Genomic DNA, 20,597 nt, shown 5'->3' on the forward strand with positions numbered 1-20,597 from the left:
AAGCTTTCGCGTCCCCTCTTTGGTCACTGGCTATGAAATCTAGGAGTCGAATCTTTACGATTAGCTAATGAATTAGCGAGTCGATGCAAAATTGTTGAGCAAATGCCCGCGGAAGGATCAGCGATCTGACAGTGGTCGAGAAGCTGGTGTTGATACGACATCCCGCCGCGCAGCCTAATCAGACGGCAGTGCGGGTGGGCCTACCTACTGGCGACCAGAGATGTCTGCTTCTGCTGTCTGCCACGCGTGGGTTTTTCGCTTCTCTTATTGGTGTGACAGAAAGCCGAGAGCTTCCTTTCCCTCCTCACCTCAGATAGCGCCTGGATAACGTGAACGACCGCCGTGAAGGCGCGAAGCAGAAAAAGTCTCCGCACTGTGCTGGTTGTCTTCCACTCAGCTTCAGAGCGATTGTGAGACCGTTACATTGTGCTCCAGGCCAAGCCAGGGTGGGTTTTCCTGATACATCTCCTGGATCAGCCGCTTCACAAGCTCGATATGCGGGGAGACATCGCCCGCACGGTGGCTTAGAACGATGGGCGATGTTGCTCTATCGCCTGCAAGCAGGCGGTAGTGAAGATCGGATCGCAGCTTCCGCGCTGATGATGGAACGACGCATAACCCCGCTTCAGCCGCGACAAGGCCCAAGGCTGTCTGTATCTCGCTCACTTCCAGGATCTCGGCGGGACGGACATCGCGATCGAGCAAGACATTCAAGACCTGGTCGGCGAAGCTTGGTCGGGGCTCGCGTGGGTAGACGATCAGCTTCTCGCCCGTCAGCGCCTCGGGAGGAAGCGGATCGTTTCGGGAGGCAAGCGGGGTACCCTCGGGGATGGCGACAGCCAGACGTTCCTCGCGCAGGACAGCGCTGACGATCATCGGATCGTTGTGGCGCAGTCGCCCGAATCCGATATCGATCCGCCCCTCCTTCAGGGCTGGCAATTGATGCACCGACATCATCTCCAGAAGCTGGATATCGACATCTGGCGCCTGCTGTCTGAGTTTCCGCACGAGTGCGGGTAGTCCTCCATACAGCGTGGATGCCACGAAGCCGATCGAAAGCACGCTGTTCTGGTTAAGGCCTACACGGCGTGTGGCTTCCTTCATTTGCTCGACGCGCCCGAGGATCTGGAGCGCCTGCTCGTAGAAGACGCGACCGGCCTCCGTCAGGCGGACCGGACGGCTAGAGCGGATGATGAGTTCGACGCCGAGTTCCTCTTCCAGCAACTGGATTTGCCGACTTAAAGGTGGCTGCGCGATGTGCAGCAGATCAGCGGCGCGTGTGAAATTGCGCTCCTTCGCCACCGCAACAAAATATCGAAGCTGCCTCAGATCCATTCATGCACCCGCGCGATTGTCATAGTTTCAACAGAATGCGCTAAAGAAATCCAGAATACCAGCAGGCAAATCAAACATCATACCCTTAGGGTATCATGCGACACTTAAATGGTCTTGGACGTGACACGCGATCTTTTCCATGATCATCCCCATGAACGCGACCATTCACCCAACCCTTGAGGCGCTTGTCGCCACCCCGACCATCGAGCGCATCGAAACGATGCTTGTCGACCTGCCGACGATCCGGCCGCACAAGCTTTCGGTCGCGACGATGACTGGCCAGACACTGATGCTGGTGCGGATCTACTCCAGCGACGGCATCGTCGGTGTCGGCGAAGGCACGACCATTGGCGGCCTAGCCTATGGCGGCGAAAGCCCCGAGAGCATGAAGCTTGCCATCGATCGCTATTTCGCACCCATCATGCTCGGCAATGATGCTACACGCGTCCAGTCCGTGATGGTGCGCGTGGCCAAAATGGTGAAGGACAACCGCTTCGCCAAGAGTGCCGTCGAAACCGCCCTCCTCGACGCACAAGGCAAACGCGTCGGCCTGCCCGTCAGCGAACTCCTCGGCGGTCGCCGCCGGGATAGGTTGCCCGTGGCCTGGACACTTGCCTCGGGAGACACCGCCCGCGACATCGACGAGGCCGAACACATGCTTTCGCTCCGCCGCCATTCGATCTTCAAGCTGAAGATCGGCCTGCGCTCCGTGCGCGAGGACGTCGCCCATGTCGCCGCGATCAAGCGCGTACTCGGGGACCGCGGCGCCGTCCGCGTCGATGTCAACATGGCCTGGACGGAAACCGAAGCCAACCTCGGAATAGCGGCTCTTGCCGATGCCGGCTGCGAACTCGTCGAGCAACCGGTCAAGTCCACGGCAGCACTGGGCCGCCTCGTCCGTCGCTTCCCGATCGCTGTCATGGCTGATGAATCCCTGAGCGGACCGGAAAGCGCCTTCGAGATTGCACGCACCAACGGCGCCGATGTCTTTGCCGTGAAGGTGGAGCAAAGCGGTGGACCGTTTAACGCCCAGCGCGTGGCGGCCATCGCCGATGCGGCTGGCATCGAACTCTATGGCGGAACGATGCTGGAGGGAGCAATTGGCAGCGTGATCTCGGCCCACGTCTTTTCTACCTTTGCCGAACTGCAATGGGGGACCGAACTGTTCGGCCCGCTTCTTCTGACCGAGGAAATCCTGGAGACGCCGCTCGACTACAGCAATTTCTCGCTGGCTGTCCCCACTGGTCCCGGTCTTGGCATCTCGCTCGACGAGGACAGGCTCAAGCGCTTCACCCGCGAAGGATCGCGCCAGACAACCGGCGGGCAGAGTTGAGGAGAAGACCATGCTGTTTCACGTCAAGATGACCGTAAACCTTCCGCATGACCTGCCTGCTGATCAAGCAACCGACATCTTGGCGCGGGAAAAGGCCTATTCGCAGACGCTTCAGACACAAGGCAAATGGCGGCATATCTGGCGGATCGCCGGCCACTACGCAAACATCAGCATTTTCGACGTGGCCGACAACGATGAGCTGCATGCGCTGCTCTCCGGCCTTCCCCTTTTCAAATTCATGGACATCGAGGTGATGCCGCTCTTGCGCCATCCCTCGGCTGTTCGCGACGACGACCGCTGACGACAAGGCCAGAGAAATCTGGCTCAATTCATCCCATGTGAGGAGGACATGACATGAGCGTAATGATCTTCAACCGCCCCGACATCCAAGACTTTCTGAAGGTCCTGAGCGGCCTGGACCAGAAGGACGGCAATCCGCGCGTCAAGCAGATCGTCAATCGGATCGTCTCGGATCTCTTCAAAACGATCGACGACCTCGACGTGACGCCCGACGAGTACTGGACCGCGATTGCCTGGGTCAACGAGATCGGTGCGACCGGACAGGCCGGCCTGATTTCGCCCGGCCTCGGTCTCGACCATTTCCTCGACGAGCGTCTGGATGCGATCGACGAAGCGCTCGGCATCAAGAACGAGACGCCGCGGACGATCGAGGGGCCGCTCTATGTGGCCGGCGCGCCGGAAAGTCAGGGCTTCGCCCGTCTCGATGACGGCACGGATACCGACGGTCATACGCTGATCATGCACGGCACCGTCTACGGCGCCGACGGCAGACCGAGCGCCGGAGCAAAGGTCGAGGTATGGCACTGCGACACGCGCGGCTTCTATTCGCACTTCGATCCGACGGGCAAGCAGGCGCCCTTCAACATGCGCCGCACGATCATCACGGACGAGCATGGTCGCTACACGTTCCGGAGCATCGTACCGCATGGCTATGGCGTGCCTCCTGGCAGCCCGACCGAGAAGCTCCTGTCCGCGCTCGGCCGCCACGGCCAGCGTCCGGCCCATATTCACTTCTTTGTCAGTGCCGAAGGGCATCGCAAGCTGACAACGCAGATCAACATTGCCGGTGATCCGCTGATCAATGATGACTTTGCCTATGCCACGCGTGACGGCCTGGTACCTGATGTCGTCGAGCGCACCGATGAGGCCGGCATCAAGGCGAACGGCCTGAGCGGTCCCTTTGCCGAGATCGTCTTCGACATCAAACTGACGGCCCTCGTCGACGGTATCGACAACCAGGTGAATGCCCTGCGCCCGCGCGCTGCAGCCTGATCCACGGGCGGTCCGGCAAGCCGGACCGCCTCCCCATTTCATCCCAATCCATCGACATCGTTGCCACGGCAGGGAAAGCCCTTCCGAGGTGGGAGAGAAACCGTGTCCAAGATCATCGACAAACATTCCGCTCTGCAAGACCTGCTGGCCAACGCCGTCGAAGATGACCACGAGAGAGGCGTCTTTCGGTGCCGCCGTGACATTTTCACCAATGCAGACCTGTTCGAACTGGAGATGAAATACATCTTCGAAAGCAACTGGGTCTATCTCGCCCATGAGAGCCAGATCCCCGAGGTCAACGACTATTACACCACCTCGATCGGCCGGCAGCCCATCGTCATCACCCGTGAAAAGACGGGCACGCTCAACGCAGTCATCAATGCCTGCGCCCATCGCGGCGCGATGCTCTGCCGACGTAAGCATGGAAACAAGGGCTCGTTCACCTGTCCCTTCCACGGCTGGACTTTCTCGAACAGCGGCAAGCTGCTGAAGGTGAAGGACGAAAAGACGACGCAATATCCGGAGCAGTTCGCCAAGGATGGATCGCATGATCTGACGCGTGTCGCCCGCTTCGAAAACTATCGCGGCTTCCTGTTTGGCAGCCTCAATGCCGATGTTGCATCGCTCGAGGAATTTCTGGGCGAGACGAAGGTGATCATCGATCAGATCGTCGACCAGGCTCCCGAAGGCCTCGAAGTTCTGCGCGGGAACTCGTCCTATATCTATGACGGAAACTGGAAGCTGCAGATGGAGAACGGCTGCGACGGCTATCACGTCAGCTCGGTTCACTGGAACTATGCAGCGACCATGGGCCGGCGCAAAGAAGAGGGTACGAAGGCCGTCGACGCCAATAGCTGGAGCAAATCGGTTGCCGGCGTCTATGGCTTCGACAACGGGCATATCCTGCTCTGGACCAAAACGATGAACCCGGAAGTCCGTCCGGTCTACAACCGTCGCGAGGAGATCCGCAAGCGCGTCGGCAGCGACAAGGCCGATTTCATCGTCAACCAGACGCGCAATCTCTGTGTCTATCCCAACGTCTTCCTGATGGACCAGTTCAGCACACAGATCCGCGTGACGCGCCCGATCAGCGTCGACAAGACCGAGATCAGCATCTTCTGCTTTGCCCCGAAAGGCGAAAGCCCGACTGAACGGGCACTGCGCATTCGCCAATACGAGGACTTCTTCAATGTGTCCGGCATGGGAACGGCCGACGACCTCGAGGAATTCCGCGCTTGCCAGACCGGTTATGCCGGTACGGCGGCCCTCTGGAACGATCTATCGCGCGGTGCACCTCTCTGGATCGACGGACCTGATGAGAATGCCCGCCGCATGGGCCTGAAGCCGCTGCTTTCGGGCGAACGCAGCGAGGACGAAGGGCTCTTTGTGCGCCAGCACGAATACTGGGCCAAGGTCATGCGCGACGCATTGGCCCATGAAATGGAAGGAGCCGGCGCATGAGCACGATCCATTCGCATGTTGCCGCCTTCCTCTACCGCGAAGCCCGTCTGCTAGATGACCGTCAGTGGGACGAATGGCTGACCTGCTATGCCGAGGATGCGACCTATTGGATGCCGGCCTGGGATGACGACGACCAGTTGACCGAGGACCCGCACAGCGAGATCTCGCTGATCTACTACCCTGATCGCGGAGGGCTCGAAGATCGCGTCTTTCGGATCAAGACGGAGCGGTCCGGGGCATCCACGCCCGAACCGCGCACCAGTCACATGATCTCGAACATCGAGATCCTCTCGGATCAGGGCACGGAGATTTCGCTTCGCTACAATTTTCACACGCTCAACCACCGCTACAAGATCACCGACCACTTCTTCGGCACGGTGTTCCTGACCCTGCGGCGGGTGGAGACTGGCTTCCTGATTGCCGCCAAGAAGATCGTTCTGAAGAATGATTACATCCGCCAGGTCATCGACATTTACCACATCTGATCGACCAGAAGGCTCGCCTTTCTGGAGGAGGAGAAACCATGAGCAGTTACCGGATCGCATTGAATTTTGAAGACGGCGTCACGCGCTTCTTGGACTGTCGGGCGGGCGAGAAGTTGCTAGACGCCGCCTATCGGAACCAGATCAACCTGCCGATGGATTGCTCCGACGGTGTTTGCGGCACCTGCAAGTGCCGCTCGGAAACCGGGACCTACGATCTGGGCGATGACTATATCGAAGATGCCTTGACCGCCGGTGAGGCCGCATCCAGGCTGGTTCTGACATGCCAGATGAGACCGACAAGCGACGGTATCGTCTCCGTTCCCACCCGCTCTTCCGTGTGCAAGACAGCACAGCAGAAGCTCGCGACCACTGTGACCCGGGTGACGGCTCACGGCGATGCCGCGGTCGTTCTGGAGCTGCAAATGGAGGGCGATTGCAGACCACAGTTTTTGCCGGGCCAGTATATCAACATCGACGTGCCGGGCTCGGCTGCGAGCCGCTCCTATTCCTTCACCACTGCGCCAGGTGAAAACCACCTGGGCTTTCTCATCAGGAAGCTGCCCGTGGGGCTGATGAGCAACTGGCTCTCTCACGCGAAACCCGGCGACCGGGTGACGGCCACTGGCCCCCTCGGCAGCTTCTATCTTCGCGACACCGAGCGTCCGCTCCTGTTCCTTGCCGGAGGCACGGGACTTGCGCCCTTCCTGTCGATGCTCGAGGTGCTGGTGGCGAAGCAATCATGGCAGCCTGTTCATCTCGTCTACGGGGTTACGAAAGACGAAGACCTCGTTCTCATTGATGTGCTGGAAAGCTATGTCGATCGGCTGCCGGATTTCTCCTTCACCACCGTGGTTGCCGATCAAGGTTCAAAACACCCCCGGAAGGGCTGGGTTACCGATCATATGCCGACCGGTCTCTTGAGCGGTGAGACGGACATCTATCTCTGCGGGCCGCCGCCGATGGTCGATGCTGTGAGGACTTGGCTTAGCGCCCATGACATCTCGCCAAACAGCTTCCACTACGAGAAGTTCACGCCGAACCTGACCTTGAAGGAAAGCGCATGAGCACGCTCACCTTCGACGAACGATTTCGGGACAAGGTACTGGTCGTTACGGGCGCGGCCCAGGGTATCGGCCTTGCCGTCGCAACGAGGGCGATTACCGAAGGCGGCAAAGTGCTCTTCGTCGACAGAGCGCAAATCGTCCATGAGGTGGTCGCCGAATTGGCGTCAGAGAGCGCTATCGGATTCGTGGCCGATCTCGAAACGTATGACGGCGCGGCGGCGGCGATGCGCCATGCTGCGGATACGTTCGGTGGCATCGACATCCTGATCAACAATGTCGGCGGCGCAATCCGCATGCGGCCCTTCGATGCCTTCGAAGCATTGCAGATCGATGCGGAGATACGCCGATCGCTGATGCCGACGCTCTATAGCTGTCACGCCGTCCTGCCGTATCTCTTCACGCGTGGTGCCGGCACCATCGTCAATGTCTCGTCGAACGCAACGCGCGGCATTCACCGGGTGCCCTATTCCGCCGCCAAGGGCGGGATCAACGCGCTGACGCAATCGCTCGCGATGGAAATGGCGGACCGGAACATCCGGGTGGTCGCGACGGCGCCAGGAGGTACCGAAGCCCCCGCGCGTCGCATTCCCCGCAACGCCGACGGTGATACGGCCGAAGAAAAGGCCTGGATGCGCGACGTCGTCGAGCAGGTCAAGCAATCGAGTTTCATGAAACGATACGGAACCCTTTCGGAGCAGGTTGCTCCGATCCTGTTCCTAGCCTCGGACGAGGCCTCTTACATCACCGGATCCATTCTGCCTGTCGCAGGCGGCGATCTCGGCTGATTTTCAATCAAATGCACGAGCACTGGGAGGAGTGAACATGCGCAACATAGATGTGACTGAAGCAATAGACAGCGGTCAGTTCGGCCGTTTCCAATGGATGATCCTCGGCCTCTGCGGGCTGCTTCTGATCGTCGATGGCTACGACGTCTTCGTCGCAGGCACGGTCCTGCCGAAACTGATCGCTGAATGGGGCTTGAGCAAACCGCAAGCTGGAGCGCTGCAGGCCTGGGCACTGTTCGGCATGATGTTCGGCGCCCTGATTTTCGGCCCGCTCGCCGACAAGATCGGTCGCAAGAAAGGCATCGCCCTGAGCTTCGTGCTGTTCACGACGGCGACGGTTGCCACAGGCTTTGCCGCGTCGCCGGATCAATTCAAGATCTTCCGTTTCATCGCCGGTCTCGGCTGCGGCGGGCTCATGCCCAACGCGGTGGCGCTGATGAACGAATATGCTCCGAAGCGGCTGCGCGGCACCATGGTCGCCCTGATGTTCTCAGGTTATTCGATCGGCGGCATGGTCGCTGCCAGCCTGGGCATTGCCATCATCCCGTCCTTCGGTTGGCAGTGGATGTTCTATGTGGCGGCAATCCCGCTCGTGCTCTTGCCGTTCATCCTCTGGCAGTTGCCGGAATCGCTCGGCTTCCTGATCCGTCAGAACCGCCAGTCGGAAGCGCGCAGCATCTATTCGAGACTGTTCCCAGGCGATCAGCTCGCTGACGGCGACAAGTTAATTTTCGCCGAGACCAATGGGGCATCGGCTTCGGTGCTCGAACTCTTCCGCCATGAACGCGGCCTGCGCACCGCCATGCTCTGGGTGTCGTTCTTCTGCTGCCTTCTGCTCGTTTACCTCCTGTCGTCCTGGCTGCCGAAGGTGCTGCAGGAGGCCGGCTATGCAGAGCGCGCCAGCCTGCTCAGCCTGTTTTCCCTGAATTTCGGCGGCATGGCCGGCGCTATCCTCGGCGGTCGTCTGGGAGATCGCTTCGGACTTCCCAAGGTCGTTGTCGCCTTCTTTGCGGCAGCCGCTGTTTCGATCGCCCTCATCGGCACGGGGCTGCCGACGGTGTTGCTGTTCATCAGCGTCTTCATCGCCGGCGCAACGACGATCGGGACACAGATCCTGCTCTATGCGAGCGTCGCCCAACTCTACAATCTGTCGATCCGCTCGACGGGTCTCGGCTGGGCATCCGGGGTCGGCCGGATCGGCGCCATCGTCGGGCCAACCTTCGGGGGCTACCTGCTCGCCCAGGAATTGCCATTGCAGCAGAACTTCATGCTGTTCGCCGTCCCTGCAGTCATTTCTGTCTTTGCCATGCTCGGCTATGCCTCGCTCAATGCGCGGCAGGTCTTGCGGACACCAGTCGCGGCCTGAGCCAAACCTCTAAAGAAGGCCCGCGTCGCGGGCCTTCACATCCAAGGAACAATCCATGCCTTTTCTCGATCTCGATCAGCATAGGCTGAGCTGTCGCCTCGACGGGGTAGGCGCCGACAAACCCTGGCTGATTTTTTGCAACTCGCTTGGGACCGATCTTCATATGTGGGATGGTCAGATCGAGGCTTTGGCCGACGATTTACGGATCCTGCGCTACGACTGCCGCGGGCACGGCCTGTCATCGGCACCTCCCTCCCCGTTCAAACTCTCCGAGCTTGCGGAGGATGTCATCGCGTTAATGGATCATCTGGCGATCGAGAAGGCACATTTCTGCGGACTGTCGATCGGTGGTCTCGTTGGACAATGGCTAGCGATCCACGCCGGCCACCGCTTCGACAAATTCGTCTTCTGCGCAACGGCGGCAAGGTTAGGCAATCGGGAATCCTGGCAGGAACGGATCGACGCCGTAAACTACAACGGGCTCTCCTTCCTCGTCGCCGGAACGGCCGAGAGATGGTTCACGCCAAAATTCCGGTCGGCTGCGCCAGAGGGCGTCCGTAAATTCATGGCGACATTCGAGCAGACCACTGTCGATGGATATCTTGGCTGCTGCGCAGCTTTGCGAGATGCCGATCTCCGTTCCGATCTCCCTCGCATCTACCACCCGGTTCTCGCCATTTCCGGGAAAGATGATCCGGTCTGCGTCGCAAGCGATCTCGAACTGATTGCCGTTTCTGTCTCGCGTGGTCGCCATCTGGCGCTGCCGGGACGTCATATCGTCAATTTTGAAGCCGCCGGTCTGTTCAATGCTGCACTGGCTGAATTTCTAGCGACATGAGCGAGGTGATTTCGCTGACTTCATCTACAGCTGCGCTAATAGGCTTTAGCTGTCTTCGCCTTGATGTGAATCGAACCAGCGTTCCGAAGAACCTCCCCCCATCACCACCATTGCAACCAACTCGAGCTTTCAGTTATTGCAGTTAGAGGCCTTGTTCGCTATATTGGCGGATAAGGAGATATCGTCATGGCCAGCCAAATTGTTCATTTCGCCAGACTGTCAGATCACGACCGAAAGACGGCAGCGCCCCTACCAAAGTTTGTTGCCGGCGACAGGCTGGAACTCCACGTTCGTGGCGCAGGTGGCAAGGAGCGGACGCTCCCGATCCCGCCATCAGCCGCCGCAGCTGTTGAAGCCCTTCTGGCGCACATGCTGCGCGGAGAGCGTGTTGCCGTGCTGGCCGAGGACCAGGAACTAAGCCCGAGCGAAGCTTCAGCCATCCTCGGTATCTCCCGCCCGCTCGTCGTCTTACGTATGGACCGGGGCGAGTTGCCATTCCGCTACGTCGGTAAACACCGCCGCGCTCTCCTTAAGGACGTGCTCGCGTTGAAGTCGAAGCTTGACAAACGACAAACGGCGATGGAAGCGCTAGCCGAGGACACAGAGGACCTGATCGAGACCTATGGCCTCTAATCCGCCAGTCGCGGTCTACGATGCCTGCGTCCTCTACCCCTTCCACCTGCGCAACATTCTGATCCAGTGCGCTTTCGATGGCCTCGTCGAGGCGCGCTGGACCGATGATATACATGACGAGTGGATGCGCAATCTCGCCGCCAACACACCAGGCTTGTCCATCGAACGCCTGGAAGCCACGCGCGACCGGATGAACGCTGTCCTCCCAGAGGCAGTCGTGGAAGACCATCGCCCGTTTATTGCGGATCTCACGCTACCGGATCCCGACGATCGACATGTCCTCGCAGCAGCCATCGCCGGCAAAGCCTCCGTCATCGTTACCTGGAACCTTAAGGACTTTCCCGCAAGAAACCTTCTCGCACATGGTGTGACCAGCAAGTCGCCAGATGATTTTCTTGCCGATCTCCATACGGCGTTTCCGGAAGCGCTAATCTCCAGCGTCAGAAGTGCGAGGCATAATCTGCGTAAGACAGTCCCATCGGTTGAGGCGTTCGTCGACGCGCTTGAACAAGGCGGGTTGAAGAAGTTTTCAGGGATGCTTCGCCGGAACATAGCCGGATTGAAGTGAGCAGGACCCTTGAACTGCCGAGAGCGCCCCACGACTTCCGTGGGTTACCGTGTCGCCCTCGCCAGCTTTACGAACTTTTAACTGTCTGCCCCTAATTCCGCACGCCCTCGGCCTGAGGCACCGAGAAACTGCGGAATGACATATGCCAAACGAAGATCTTTCCAATCACCATTTTCAGAAGAAGATTTTGACCTACTGCGATGTCCGTATTGCACCCGTGGCGCCGGATTGGGTCGTACAGAACATAAGGCCGTACCTTATCGGTTTGATCACTTGTCGAAAGACACCCGCTCTAGCGAACAATCGCTATGACTGGCGGCACATTGCACATGATTGCGGAATCGATGAAGCCCTGACGACAACTCTGAAGAAGCAACTGCGACCAGCGTTGGATGCGATTATGCGCTGGCTGAAGGAGCCGCCTGTGGAAGACGACGCTCCAAGAGGCAAAAGACCGCATGCAATGCTGAAAGCCGGCACTAGGAAAAGGATCACACCTTCCTCGACGAGCCATCATCGAGAGGTCGCAGAGGTCGAGAGCCCGCCACCCCCTAACCGCCCCGGCCCCAAGCCGAGACCAGTGTCTGACAAACCAGAACCACTGTTCGAGGCGAACGAAGACCCGAGTTCATTCGCCGATGCACTCGCCTATCAAATGCGCCGCTTTGGCGAGAGTTACTGGCAACTTCACCGGGCGGTCGTTCGCATAGACGAAACCTTTGATGCGAAGACCTTGCTGTCGTGGATTGAGGGCCAGCGTGTGCCTCGCTCGGTGGCCAGCTACGACATACTTGGCCGTATCGAGCGCAGATACGGCCTGCCGAACGGCTACTTCAAAGCGAAACTGCCCCATCAATCCAGATCGCTATATGGCCACGATCTGGAGGACATCAGTCCGGCGGAGCGGCGCCGGCTTGCCTGGCATCTTCCCGACGACTTCGGCAGCCTGCCATTTTCGAAGCGCGAAGAGATCCTGGAATGGGTCCGGCGAGTCATCATCTCGGGGTCGACGGATTACAGACGTTTCCAGGCAGCAGCGACGAAGCAGCGCTACGCGATCCGGTTCCCTGGTGTCACATATGGCGGGAGTGCACTCACTCCTCGACTGGCGGCCTTTAGCTGGCTGCGAGATGAGGACGAAAAAGGACCTACGACCGAGGCACTGGAGGATCCCGATCTGCTCTCCGGTGTCGTCGATGCACCCCCTCGGCTTGCGATGGAGATGGCAGACCTGATCCGCTTCAAGACGTCGACACTGACAGAGATAGGCTACCGCAGGAATGGCGTCTGGAATGAGGAGACAGCCAGCCAGAAGATCGAACATCTAGGCCTGATGTTTGGGGCACTTGCGGCATCCCCGAACGGGGTTGTCAAAGGTCGAGGCGTGCCGCTCAGCCAACTCACCTTCGGTCTCCTGATCTTCCCTGGCGTGTGGGACTGGTATTTGCAATGGCGGGAGCGCCGTCGCGGCTTCTTCACCAAATGGGAGGAAGACATGCTGATGGTGGCCATGGCCCTCACCCGCGCTGAAGTCGGCTGGATCCGCCAACATCCCGAACTGTTGCGCAACGTGAAGCCGATCGAAGGACTGATCACGACAGACGAGATTGATGCTGCTCGTCGAGATTGGCACGGTGCATGCGAGGATTTCCATCGCCATGCAGCCAACCGATCAAAAGAAATCCAGCGGGTGATGCGGGTCCACCGCGATCCGTTCGAGCCTATCATGTGCGTGCTCGAGGCAGATAGCCCGCTCGCTGAATATCGCAAGATCACCGAGGAGATCTTAAAGCGAATGCCCGATGAGCACCGTTACCCGAGAGCAGCCGCTGAGGCCGTCCGTTCGTTCCTGATGCTAAGGCTTGGCTTACATCTCGGCCTGAGGCAGAAAAACCTTCGGCAATTGCTGGTCTGCCCGCGCGGACAATTCCCGACGGCAGAACGCCGGCTCGAAGACATGAAGCGCGGCGAACTGCGTTGGAACGAACGGGAGCGTGGGTGGGAGGTCTTCATCCCGTCCAACGCGTTCAAGAACTCGGGCTCATCTTTTTTTGGGCAGAAGCCGTTTCGTCTGGTGCTGCCGGATCTTCTTGATCTCTACACCTATCTCAATGCCTATATCGAGCGGCATCGGAAGGTGCTCCTGGGTCGCGCGCATGATCCGGGGACGCTTTTCGTCAAAACCGTCAAAACGACCAGCATCGATGCGGCGTATAATCAGACAACATTCTACGAGGCTTGGCGGTTGGCGATTCAACGCTACGGCATCTACAATCCATATACCGGCCGCGGCGCGATAAAGGGTCTGCTACCGCATGGCCCCCACAACGTCCGAGACGTGCTCGCGACACATATCCTAAAGCAGACAGGATCCTATGAGCAGGCAAGCTATGCCATCCAGGACACGCCTGACGTCGTGCAGCAGCACTATGGGCGCTTTCTGCCGCAGGACAAAGCAGCATTGGCGGCGCGGATCCTCAACCAGGTATGGGAGGCAGCGTAGAGTGGCGGATGCGTCGCTCAGCCGATTGGAGGCAGATGCGCAAAGTATCAACGCCCGTCTACGACACTGCCTGTTGTCTCCGCCTTGAACAGATCAGGTCCTGCGACCTCATTCATCGCCCCTCAAAACTGCCTGACTTCAGCAAGTTAGCGTCCTGACTGCCAGTATTTCGCTTATGAAACGCTTAGGTTACAACTCGTGACCTGCCAGTCGTAGCCGTTCGCGCAATCAATCGCCGCGCAAGCGACGCACAGAACATCAGCTGGATCTGGTGGAAAAGCATCAGCGGCAGGACGATTGCACCGACCGACTGGCCGGCAAAGATGACGCCGGCCATCGGCACACCACTCGCCAGGCTCTTCTTCGAGCCACAGAAGATCGCGGCAATTCGGTCCTCCCGGCTGAAGCCGAAAAGCTTCGAGCCGAAGGCCGTAATTCCCAGGACGACGAGAAGCAGGACGATATCGAGGCCGATCACCAAAGCGAGGTCGGCAGTCGAAAACTTGGACCAGATGCCCTCGATCACAGCGTTCGAAAAGGCGAGGTAGACGACCATCAGGATCGAACCGCGATCGACGGGCGCAAGCAGCGACTTGCGGGCCCGGATCCAGTTGCCGATGAAAGGCTGCAACACCTGGCCAAGGACAAAGGGCAAGAAAAGCTGCAGCAGGATCTTCCAGATCATGTCCAGCGACACCCCGACATGACCGCCGGCCGAGAAGAGGACCGCAACAAGCGCCGGGGTCAGGAACATGCCGAGAATGTTCGACGCGGAAGCAGCACAGATGGCGGCCGGAACATTTCCACCGGCAATCGAGGTGAACGCAATCGACGACTGCACCGTTGATGGCAAGACGCAGACATAGAGAAGGCCGAGATAGAGCGCCGGCGGGATGAGCCACGGCGACAGAAAGCCCATCAGCAGACCGAGCAGCGGAAAGACCACGAAGGTCACCGCGAGGATGAAGCTCTGAAGGCGCCAGTGCAGGAAGCCCGCGATAACCACGTCAGTCGAAAGGCGCGCGCCATGCAGGAAAAACAAGAGCGCAACCGCTAGATTGGTCGCAAGGCCGAACCATTCCGCAGGCTCTCCGGAGATCGGCAGAAGGCTTGCCAGCACGACCATGGCGACGAGCAGCAGCGTGAAAGTATCTGGGAGGAAGCGTTTCATCTGAGGCTCCGGCCGATCTGGACAGATGGCTGAGACTAGTTATCGTCAAAACCGATGCAAGAAATAACAGTCATCGGAAAACGTGATATGCTCGACCTCGTTCACTTGCGCAGTTTCGTATCCATTGCCCAGCTCGCCAGCTTCACCCTCGCCAGCCAGAAACTGGGCCTGCGACAATCGACCGTCAGCCAGCATCTGCAGCGCCTCGAAGAGGTGCTCGGCCGTCGGCTGCTGGACCGCGACACCCATGGCGTGCGTTTGACGGCTGACGGCGAAGCCCTTCTTCCGCATGCCCGGCAACTGCTGTCATTCGAGCGGCAGACGGCGTCCCTCTTCGAGACCGCCCAGCCACGTGGCAGATTGCGGCTCGGCATTTCCGAAGATCTGGTCTCCGGCCAACTTCCCGTTCTTCTGCAGGACTTCATCGCCGATTATCCTGCCGTCGAGCTGCATCTGACGGTGGCGCTTTCCAGGGATCTCGCCGACATGCAGGACAAGGGCGAACTCGACCTGGTCTTTGCAAAGCGCCGATTGGGCGATCGCCGTGGTGAGCCGATCCTGCGCGAACCGCTGGTCTGGCTGGCAGCCGATCCGGAAGCCGTCCTGGCCAAACCCATCCTGCCGCTGATCGTTTTTCCACCACCGAGCCTGACGAGAACACTGCTGATGGAGGCGCTGGAACGCACCGGGCAACCCTGGCGCATCGTCTGTTCCTGCCAGAGCCTGAGCGGCCTGACGGCAGCAGCGCGAGCCGGCATGGGCGTCCTTGTCCAGCCGCGCAACCTAGCGCCATCCGGGTTGCGGGAACTGCCCCCTTCCGCCCTGCCAGCGATCGAGGACGTCGAATTCATCCTCGTGGCGTCGCCCGGCGCGGACCGCAATACGATCGCAGCCTTTACCCGTCTCGTCCGGGAAAGGGTGGCACACGGTCTTCCTGCTGCTCGCTAACATCGACGGCAACGCTTGATCAAAAAGCCCTTGACGGCTCTCTCACGTGATGCTTGGATGAGTGGATACAAAAATCCAGAGAGCCAACAATGTCAATATCGACCGGCACTACGGCGCATCTTGCCTCCACGGCTGAGCAGGAGGCCTATCTCCATCTGCAGCGCGCCTTGCGAACCGGTCGCTACAAGCCGGGCGAGCGGTTGATCCCAGAAGAGATCGCCGCTGAGATCGGCATGAGCCGCATGCCGGTCCGAGAAGCCTTTCGCAGGCTCGCGGCAGACGGACTGGTGACGCTTCGCCCCAATCGCGGCTGCGTCGTCGCCGGACTGACACTCGACGAAATTCATGAAACCTTCGAGATCCGTTCGGTTCTGGAGGGACTTGCAGTCAGGCTTGCGACACCGAAGATGACGGCCGAAGTCTTCGAGGAACTGGAACGGCTTCTCGACCGCATGGAGCGCGACGGGCAGTCAGGCAGCGGCGACTGGGTTTCCCGACACCAGCAATTCCATGGTCTTATCTTCAATCTCAGCGAACGGCCGAAGCTGATCCGCCAGATCACCGCACTGCATGTGATGATCGAACCCTATATGCGTATCTGGTTCGACTACGTGAGCAAGCCCCTGTCGGCTCGCGAAGAGCATCAGACCTTGATCGACGCCGTGCGGTCCGGCGATCCGGACCATGCTGAGGCCGTGATGCGTGAGCACATCATCGCGACACCGAGCCTCCTGGCCGAATACGCCAGCCCCGGACGGTGAGCATGGATTGAGAAATTGTCCGTAGCTGGGGGGAACACCCGGCGCGGGCGGGGAACCGCCGTAATCCACGGCTCAACAACGAAGAGGAAAAGTCATGACGATCCGTCGCATGGCCGCGCTGGCGGCTGCTTTCACGACACTCGCATTCGGAACGGTCGCATTTGCCCAAAGCGCACCAACCGAAATCAAGATCGCGACCGAAGGCGCTTACGCGCCGTGGAATTTCACCAATGCCAACGGAGAACTGGACGGTCTTGAGATCGAGCTCGCCAACGAGCTCTGCGCCCGTATGAAGATCAAATGCGCCATTGTCGCGCAGGATTGGGATGGCCTCATCCCGTCGCTGACCGTCGGAAAGTTCGACGTGATCATGGCAGGCATGTTCATTACACCGAAGCGTCTGGAGACGATCGATTTCACGCAGCCATACGCCGTCGATCCTGGTGGCTTCGCGGTCGCCAAAGACAGCGAGCTTGGAAAGCTTGGCACCTCGACAGAGCGTTTCGACATGGGCAATGAGGCCGAAGCGACCGCAGCCATCGAAAAGTTGAAGCCACTCCTCGAAGGCAAGATCGTCGGTGTCCAGGCTGCGACCACCATGCTGGACTTCATCAAGAAGTACTTCAGCGATATCGTCGAGATACGCGAATACAAGACGACCGAGCAGCACGACCTCGACTTGGCCGCCGGTCGTATCGATGCCATTTTCGCCCAACAAACGGCGCTCGCCGCCACCCTCGCCAAGCCGGAATTCGCCGATTACACGGTCGCTGGCCCCGGCTTCGTCGGCGGTCTTTTCGGCATGGGCACCGGCGCTGGCCTGCGCAAGGAGGACACCAAGCTCAAGGACATGCTGAACGCAGCCATCGACTCCGCCATCGCGGATGGCACGATCAAGCGCATCTCCGAGAAGTGGGTCGGCACCGACGTCACTCCGCTCAAGTAACGAAGGCGGACCACAAGCAGCTGGGGTCGATGGCTCCGGCTGCTTCGATTGCATGAAAGGGATCGCCAGTATGTTCGAAAAACTGTATCTGCTCGGCTTCTCCGAAGGAGGCTGGGCCGCCGCCCTCTTAGGTGCCGCCGGCGTGACGCTGGTTCTTTCGCTGCTGGGCTTCGTACTCGGCGCTGTGTTCGGGGCTCTCGGAGCTGCCGGTGCCTTGTCTGCAAAGCGAATTCCTCGGGCACTTGCATCCGCATACGGCACAGTCTTTCGCGGCGTCCCGGACCTCCTCACGATCTACCTCTTCTATTACGGCGGCAGCGTTGCCCTGACCGCAATCGCCCGTAGCTTCGGATCCGACGGATTTGTCGGATTGCCCTCGTTCGCAACTGGCATTCTCGCCATGGGGATCATTTCCGGCGCCTACCAGGCCGAAGTCTATCGCGGCGCCTATCTCGCCGTCGAACCTGGACAATTCGACGCCGCCAAGGCCTTGGCCTTGACGCGAATGCAGATGCTCCGCTTCGTCGTCGTCCCGCAACTGCTGCGCCATGCGGTCCCTGGACTCAGCAATGTCTGGCAGCTCGTGCTCAAGGACTCCGCGCTAATTTCCGTCATCGGTCTCGTCGAACTGATGCGCCAGGCTCAGGTCGCCGCAGGTTCCACCCGGGAACCCTTCCTGTTCTATGTCACTGCCGCCGGCCTCTACTTCGTGATCGCGGCGATCACGGGTCAAGCCTTCCGCGTCGCGGAGGATCGCGCATCCCGGGGGCTTGCTCGCTGATGATCGACGTCACCTTCTTTATAGAGATCATCCCGCAACTCCTGGCCGGCTTACCACTGACGCTGAAGCTCGCAGGCACATCCCTCCTTTTCGGCTTTGTGCTGGCGCTCGTCCTGGCACTTGCCCAACAGGGCCAGCACCGGCTCGCCACCTGGCCGATCCGCACCTTCGTCGCCGTCTTTCGCGGCACGCCGCTCCTGGTCCAGATCTTCCTGATCTACTATGGCCTGGGCCAGTTCCGCCCCTCCCTTCAGGCCCTCGGCCTCTGGGGTCTGTTTCGCGAACCCTATTGGTGCGCCATCCTTGCGCTCACACTGAACACCGCCGCCTATGGCAGCGAGATCCTGCGCGGAGCGATTAAGAACGTTCCGCGCGGACTCGGCGAAGCAGCACAGGCGCTCGGCATGTCTCGCTTTCTCACACTTCGACTGGTCGTTCTGCCAATCGCGTTCCGCCAGGCGATCCCAGCCTACGGCAACGAAATCATCCTGATGGTCAAAGGCACCTCGCTTGCCTCGATCATTACTCTCCTGGAAGTGACCGGCATCGCCCGCAACTTGATATCCGAGAGCTACCGCGCGATCGAAGTTTTCATGGCCGCGGGCGCGATTTACCTGCTCCTGAATTTCCTGATCGTCCGGGCAATCGCCATCCTGGAGAGCCGGATGACACCATACCGTTCCCGCGGCTGAAACCGTGGCACAAGAGAATACGAGGAGACTGACAAGAATGCGCAATTTCGAGAAGCCGACGCGATCGGTGGCCGTGTCGGCCAAGGCCATGGCCGCGACCTCCCACCCCTATGCCACACTGACGGCCATCAACATCCTGCAGGCCGGTGGCAATGCCATGGATGCAGCGATTGCCGCCTGCGCCGTGCAATGCGTGGTCGAACCCGGCTCCACCGGCATCGGTGGCGATTGTTTTGCGTTATACGCTCCGAAAGGCGGCGCAGAGGTCATCGCCTACAATGGTTCAGGCCGCACGCCCAAGGCGCTGACGATCGAATGGTTCGAAGAGCGCGGCTTGACCGAAGTCCCGCGCCAGTCCCCATCCGCCGTCACCATCCCCGGCGCCATTGACGCCTGGACCCGACTGCATTCCGACCACGGTCGCTTATCCTTCGCCGAGGTTCTTGCACCCGCCATTCGCTATGCCGAAGAGGGCTATGCCATTTCGCCGCGCGTCCATCGCGACTGGAAGAAAGAAGAGGAGCTTCTCGCCGCAGACAAGGCAGCAGCCGAGATCTTCTTACCCGGCGGCCGCGCACCGCGCATCGGAGAAACGCACCGCCAGCCGAAGCTTGCCGCAACACTCCGCAGGATTGCCGCCGAAGGCCGCGACGGCTTCTACAAGGGCTCCGTCGCCGAAGACATGGTGGCCCATCTGAACGCCCATGGCGGCCTCCACACACTGGAGGATTTTGCGACGGCAGAGGGCGAATACGTGACCCCGGTGACCACCGATTTCCGCGGCTACGCCGTCCACGAGTGCCCGCCGAACGGCCAGGGCATCATTGCGCTGCTGATCCTCAACATCCTCTCCTGCTTCGACAGCACGCTGGAACCGCACTCCGCCGATCGACTGCATCTGGAAATCGAGGCCACTCGCCTCGCCTATGCCGCGCGCGACGCCTGGATTGCCGATCCGGACAAGGCAAACGTGCCGATCGATGAACTCCTTTCGGCCGACTTCGCGCAGGGACTGGCTAAGAAGATTGACCTGACCCGCGCAATGACCGAATTGCCGGATTTCGAGATGCCGCTGCATCGCGACACCGTCTACATCTCGATCGTCGATGAAGACCGCAACGCGGTCAGCTTCATCAATTCGATCTTCGACAGCTTCGGCACCGGCCTCGTCGCCCCGGGTTCGGGCGTCATCCTCCACAACCGAGGTCAAAGCTTCTCGCTCAAGCGCGGTCATCCCAACATGATCGCGCCGGAAAAGCGTCCGCTGCACACCATCATTCCCGGCATGGTCACCCGCGACGGCCGCACGGAGATGTCCTTCGGCGTCATGGGCGGCTACTACCAGGCCATGGGCCATGCCCATCTGATTTCGAAGGTGGTCGACTACGACATGGACATGCAGGATGCGATCGACCTGCCGCGTCTTATCCCCGTCGGCGGCAAGGTCCCGCGCGTTGAAGCCGAGCACACTGTCTCAGCGGAGACCGTGGCCGAACTAACCAGCCGGGGCTTCGAAATCGTCCCCGCCGAAGATCCAATCGGCGGTGCACAGGTCGTGCGGATCGACTGGGAGAACGGCACCCTGATGGGAGCATCTGAATCGCGCAAGGATGGAATGGCCCTGGGGTATTGAA

20 protein-coding genes are annotated in these 20,597 nt (G+C 59.9%); 18 read left to right on the forward strand and 2 right to left on the reverse strand.

Features of this window, described 5'->3' with window-relative positions:
- Nucleotides 1–399: 399 nt before the first annotated feature.
- Entirely contained in the window at nt 400–1,335 is a 936-nt protein-coding gene (locus BW978_RS17990; protein WP_076397213.1) for a LysR substrate-binding domain-containing protein, read from the reverse strand.
- A 151-nt stretch (nt 1,336–1,486) separates the two neighbouring features.
- Here BW978_RS17990 and BW978_RS17995 point away from each other — a divergent pair, with 151 nt between their 5' ends.
- The 12 genes from BW978_RS17995 (at nt 1,487) to BW978_RS23620 (ending at nt 13,664) form a co-directional block, all read left to right on the forward strand.
- Complete coding sequence (locus BW978_RS17995; protein ID WP_076397214.1) at nt 1,487–2,668, forward strand: muconate/chloromuconate family cycloisomerase; 1,182 nt, start codon at nt 1,487–1,489, stop codon at nt 2,666–2,668.
- A 10-nt stretch (nt 2,669–2,678) separates the two neighbouring features.
- Nucleotides 2,679–2,969, forward strand: coding sequence for a muconolactone Delta-isomerase (gene catC / locus BW978_RS18000; RefSeq protein WP_076397215.1), 291 nt, complete (start codon nt 2,679–2,681; stop codon nt 2,967–2,969).
- Between the two features lie 53 nt (nt 2,970–3,022).
- On the forward strand, nt 3,023–3,961 hold the full coding sequence (gene catA / locus BW978_RS18005; protein WP_076397216.1) for a catechol 1,2-dioxygenase: 939 nt from the start codon (nt 3,023–3,025) through the stop codon (nt 3,959–3,961).
- Nucleotides 3,962–4,063: 102 nt separating this feature from the next.
- Entirely contained in the window at nt 4,064–5,422 is a 1,359-nt protein-coding gene (locus tag BW978_RS18010) for a Rieske 2Fe-2S domain-containing protein (protein WP_076397217.1), read from the forward strand.
- Nucleotides 5,419–5,907, forward strand: a complete 489-nt coding sequence (gene benB, locus BW978_RS18015; protein WP_076397218.1) for a benzoate 1,2-dioxygenase small subunit — start codon at nt 5,419–5,421, stop codon at nt 5,905–5,907. The genes BW978_RS18010 and benB overlap by 4 nt, the downstream gene beginning before the upstream one ends.
- Before the next feature lie 38 nt (nt 5,908–5,945).
- Complete coding sequence (benC, locus tag BW978_RS18020; RefSeq protein ID WP_076397219.1) at nt 5,946–6,971, forward strand: benzoate 1,2-dioxygenase electron transfer component BenC; 1,026 nt, start codon at nt 5,946–5,948, stop codon at nt 6,969–6,971.
- On the forward strand, nt 6,968–7,756 hold the full coding sequence (gene benD / locus BW978_RS18025) for a benzoate diol dehydrogenase BenD (RefSeq protein WP_076397220.1): 789 nt from the start codon (nt 6,968–6,970) through the stop codon (nt 7,754–7,756). The genes benC and benD overlap by 4 nt, the downstream gene beginning before the upstream one ends.
- A 37-nt stretch (nt 7,757–7,793) precedes the next feature.
- A complete protein-coding gene (locus BW978_RS18030; RefSeq protein WP_076397221.1) occupies nt 7,794–9,122 on the forward strand; it encodes an MFS transporter in 1,329 nt (442 codons plus the stop codon).
- 55 nt (nt 9,123–9,177) lie between these two features.
- On the forward strand, nt 9,178–9,960 hold the full coding sequence (gene pcaD / locus BW978_RS18035; protein ID WP_076397222.1) for a 3-oxoadipate enol-lactonase: 783 nt from the start codon (nt 9,178–9,180) through the stop codon (nt 9,958–9,960).
- A 186-nt stretch (nt 9,961–10,146) separates the two neighbouring features.
- Nucleotides 10,147–10,593, forward strand: coding sequence for a MerR family transcriptional regulator (locus BW978_RS18040; RefSeq protein ID WP_062284952.1), 447 nt, complete (start codon nt 10,147–10,149; stop codon nt 10,591–10,593).
- The gene (locus BW978_RS18045) at nt 10,583–11,161 is read left to right on the forward strand and encodes a PIN domain-containing protein (RefSeq protein WP_076397223.1); all 579 of its coding nucleotides are present in this window, start codon (nt 10,583–10,585) and stop codon (nt 11,159–11,161) included. Before BW978_RS18040 ends, BW978_RS18045 begins: the two co-directional genes overlap by 11 nt.
- Before the next feature lie 142 nt (nt 11,162–11,303).
- Entirely contained in the window at nt 11,304–13,664 is a 2,361-nt protein-coding gene (locus tag BW978_RS23620) for a hypothetical protein (protein ID WP_076397224.1), read from the forward strand.
- 184 nt (nt 13,665–13,848) lie between these two features.
- Here the strand turns inward: BW978_RS23620 and BW978_RS18055 are convergent, their stop codons facing one another.
- Nucleotides 13,849–14,835 carry a bile acid:sodium symporter family protein gene (locus tag BW978_RS18055; RefSeq protein ID WP_076397225.1) on the reverse strand — a complete coding sequence of 329 codons (987 nt, stop codon included), beginning with the start codon at nt 14,833–14,835 and terminating at the stop codon, nt 13,849–13,851.
- An 87-nt stretch (nt 14,836–14,922) separates the two neighbouring features.
- On the opposite strand from BW978_RS18055, the gene BW978_RS18060 reads away from it, so the two are divergent.
- The 6 genes from BW978_RS18060 to ggt all read left to right on the forward strand — a co-directional run bounded on the left by BW978_RS18060 (nt 14,923) and on the right by ggt (nt 20,596).
- Nucleotides 14,923–15,783 (forward strand): LysR family transcriptional regulator, encoded by an 861-nt coding sequence (locus BW978_RS18060; RefSeq protein ID WP_076397226.1) that lies wholly within the window; start codon nt 14,923–14,925, stop codon nt 15,781–15,783.
- Between the two features lie 89 nt (nt 15,784–15,872).
- Entirely contained in the window at nt 15,873–16,544 is a 672-nt protein-coding gene (locus tag BW978_RS18065; RefSeq protein ID WP_076397227.1) for a GntR family transcriptional regulator, read from the forward strand.
- 94 nt (nt 16,545–16,638) lie between these two features.
- A complete protein-coding gene (locus BW978_RS18070) occupies nt 16,639–17,490 on the forward strand; it encodes a transporter substrate-binding domain-containing protein (protein WP_076397228.1) in 852 nt (283 codons plus the stop codon).
- Between the two features lie 70 nt (nt 17,491–17,560).
- Nucleotides 17,561–18,271 carry an ABC transporter permease gene (locus tag BW978_RS18075; protein ID WP_076397229.1) on the forward strand — a complete coding sequence of 237 codons (711 nt, stop codon included), beginning with the start codon at nt 17,561–17,563 and terminating at the stop codon, nt 18,269–18,271.
- Complete coding sequence (locus tag BW978_RS18080; protein ID WP_083697632.1) at nt 18,271–18,963, forward strand: ABC transporter permease; 693 nt, start codon at nt 18,271–18,273, stop codon at nt 18,961–18,963. Before BW978_RS18075 ends, BW978_RS18080 begins: the two co-directional genes overlap by 1 nt.
- Before the next feature lie 37 nt (nt 18,964–19,000).
- A complete protein-coding gene (gene ggt, locus BW978_RS18085) occupies nt 19,001–20,596 on the forward strand; it encodes a gamma-glutamyltransferase (protein ID WP_076397230.1) in 1,596 nt (531 codons plus the stop codon).
- Nucleotide 20,597: the final 1 nt, after the last annotated feature.

The sequence above is a fragment of the Rhizobium sp. RU33A genome (assembly GCF_900156055.1).
Taxonomy (GTDB): Bacteria; Pseudomonadota; Alphaproteobacteria; order Rhizobiales; family Rhizobiaceae; genus Allorhizobium.

Coding starts and splice junctions, on each gene's coding strand:
- BW978_RS17990 (WP_076397213.1), bottom strand. CDS start 1,335: ATGGATCTGAGGCAGCTTCGATATTTTGTTGCGGTGGCGAAGGAGCGC.
- BW978_RS17995 (WP_076397214.1), top strand. CDS start 1,487: ATGAACGCGACCATTCACCCAACCCTTGAGGCGCTTGTCGCCACCCCG.
- catC (WP_076397215.1), top strand. CDS start 2,679: ATGCTGTTTCACGTCAAGATGACCGTAAACCTTCCGCATGACCTGCCT.
- catA (WP_076397216.1), top strand. CDS start 3,023: ATGAGCGTAATGATCTTCAACCGCCCCGACATCCAAGACTTTCTGAAG.
- benB (WP_076397218.1), top strand. CDS start 5,419: ATGAGCACGATCCATTCGCATGTTGCCGCCTTCCTCTACCGCGAAGCC.
- benC (WP_076397219.1), top strand. CDS start 5,946: ATGAGCAGTTACCGGATCGCATTGAATTTTGAAGACGGCGTCACGCGC.
- benD (WP_076397220.1), top strand. CDS start 6,968: ATGAGCACGCTCACCTTCGACGAACGATTTCGGGACAAGGTACTGGTC.
- BW978_RS18030 (WP_076397221.1), top strand. CDS start 7,794: ATGCGCAACATAGATGTGACTGAAGCAATAGACAGCGGTCAGTTCGGC.
- pcaD (WP_076397222.1), top strand. CDS start 9,178: ATGCCTTTTCTCGATCTCGATCAGCATAGGCTGAGCTGTCGCCTCGAC.
- BW978_RS18040 (WP_062284952.1), top strand. CDS start 10,147: ATGGCCAGCCAAATTGTTCATTTCGCCAGACTGTCAGATCACGACCGA.
- BW978_RS18045 (WP_076397223.1), top strand. CDS start 10,583: ATGGCCTCTAATCCGCCAGTCGCGGTCTACGATGCCTGCGTCCTCTAC.
- BW978_RS23620 (WP_076397224.1), top strand. CDS start 11,304: ATGCCAAACGAAGATCTTTCCAATCACCATTTTCAGAAGAAGATTTTG.
- BW978_RS18055 (WP_076397225.1), bottom strand. CDS start 14,835: ATGAAACGCTTCCTCCCAGATACTTTCACGCTGCTGCTCGTCGCCATG.
- BW978_RS18060 (WP_076397226.1), top strand. CDS start 14,923: ATGCTCGACCTCGTTCACTTGCGCAGTTTCGTATCCATTGCCCAGCTC.
- BW978_RS18065 (WP_076397227.1), top strand. CDS start 15,873: ATGTCAATATCGACCGGCACTACGGCGCATCTTGCCTCCACGGCTGAG.
- BW978_RS18070 (WP_076397228.1), top strand. CDS start 16,639: ATGACGATCCGTCGCATGGCCGCGCTGGCGGCTGCTTTCACGACACTC.
- BW978_RS18075 (WP_076397229.1), top strand. CDS start 17,561: ATGTTCGAAAAACTGTATCTGCTCGGCTTCTCCGAAGGAGGCTGGGCC.
- BW978_RS18080 (WP_083697632.1), top strand. CDS start 18,271: ATGATCGACGTCACCTTCTTTATAGAGATCATCCCGCAACTCCTGGCC.
- ggt (WP_076397230.1), top strand. CDS start 19,001: ATGCGCAATTTCGAGAAGCCGACGCGATCGGTGGCCGTGTCGGCCAAG.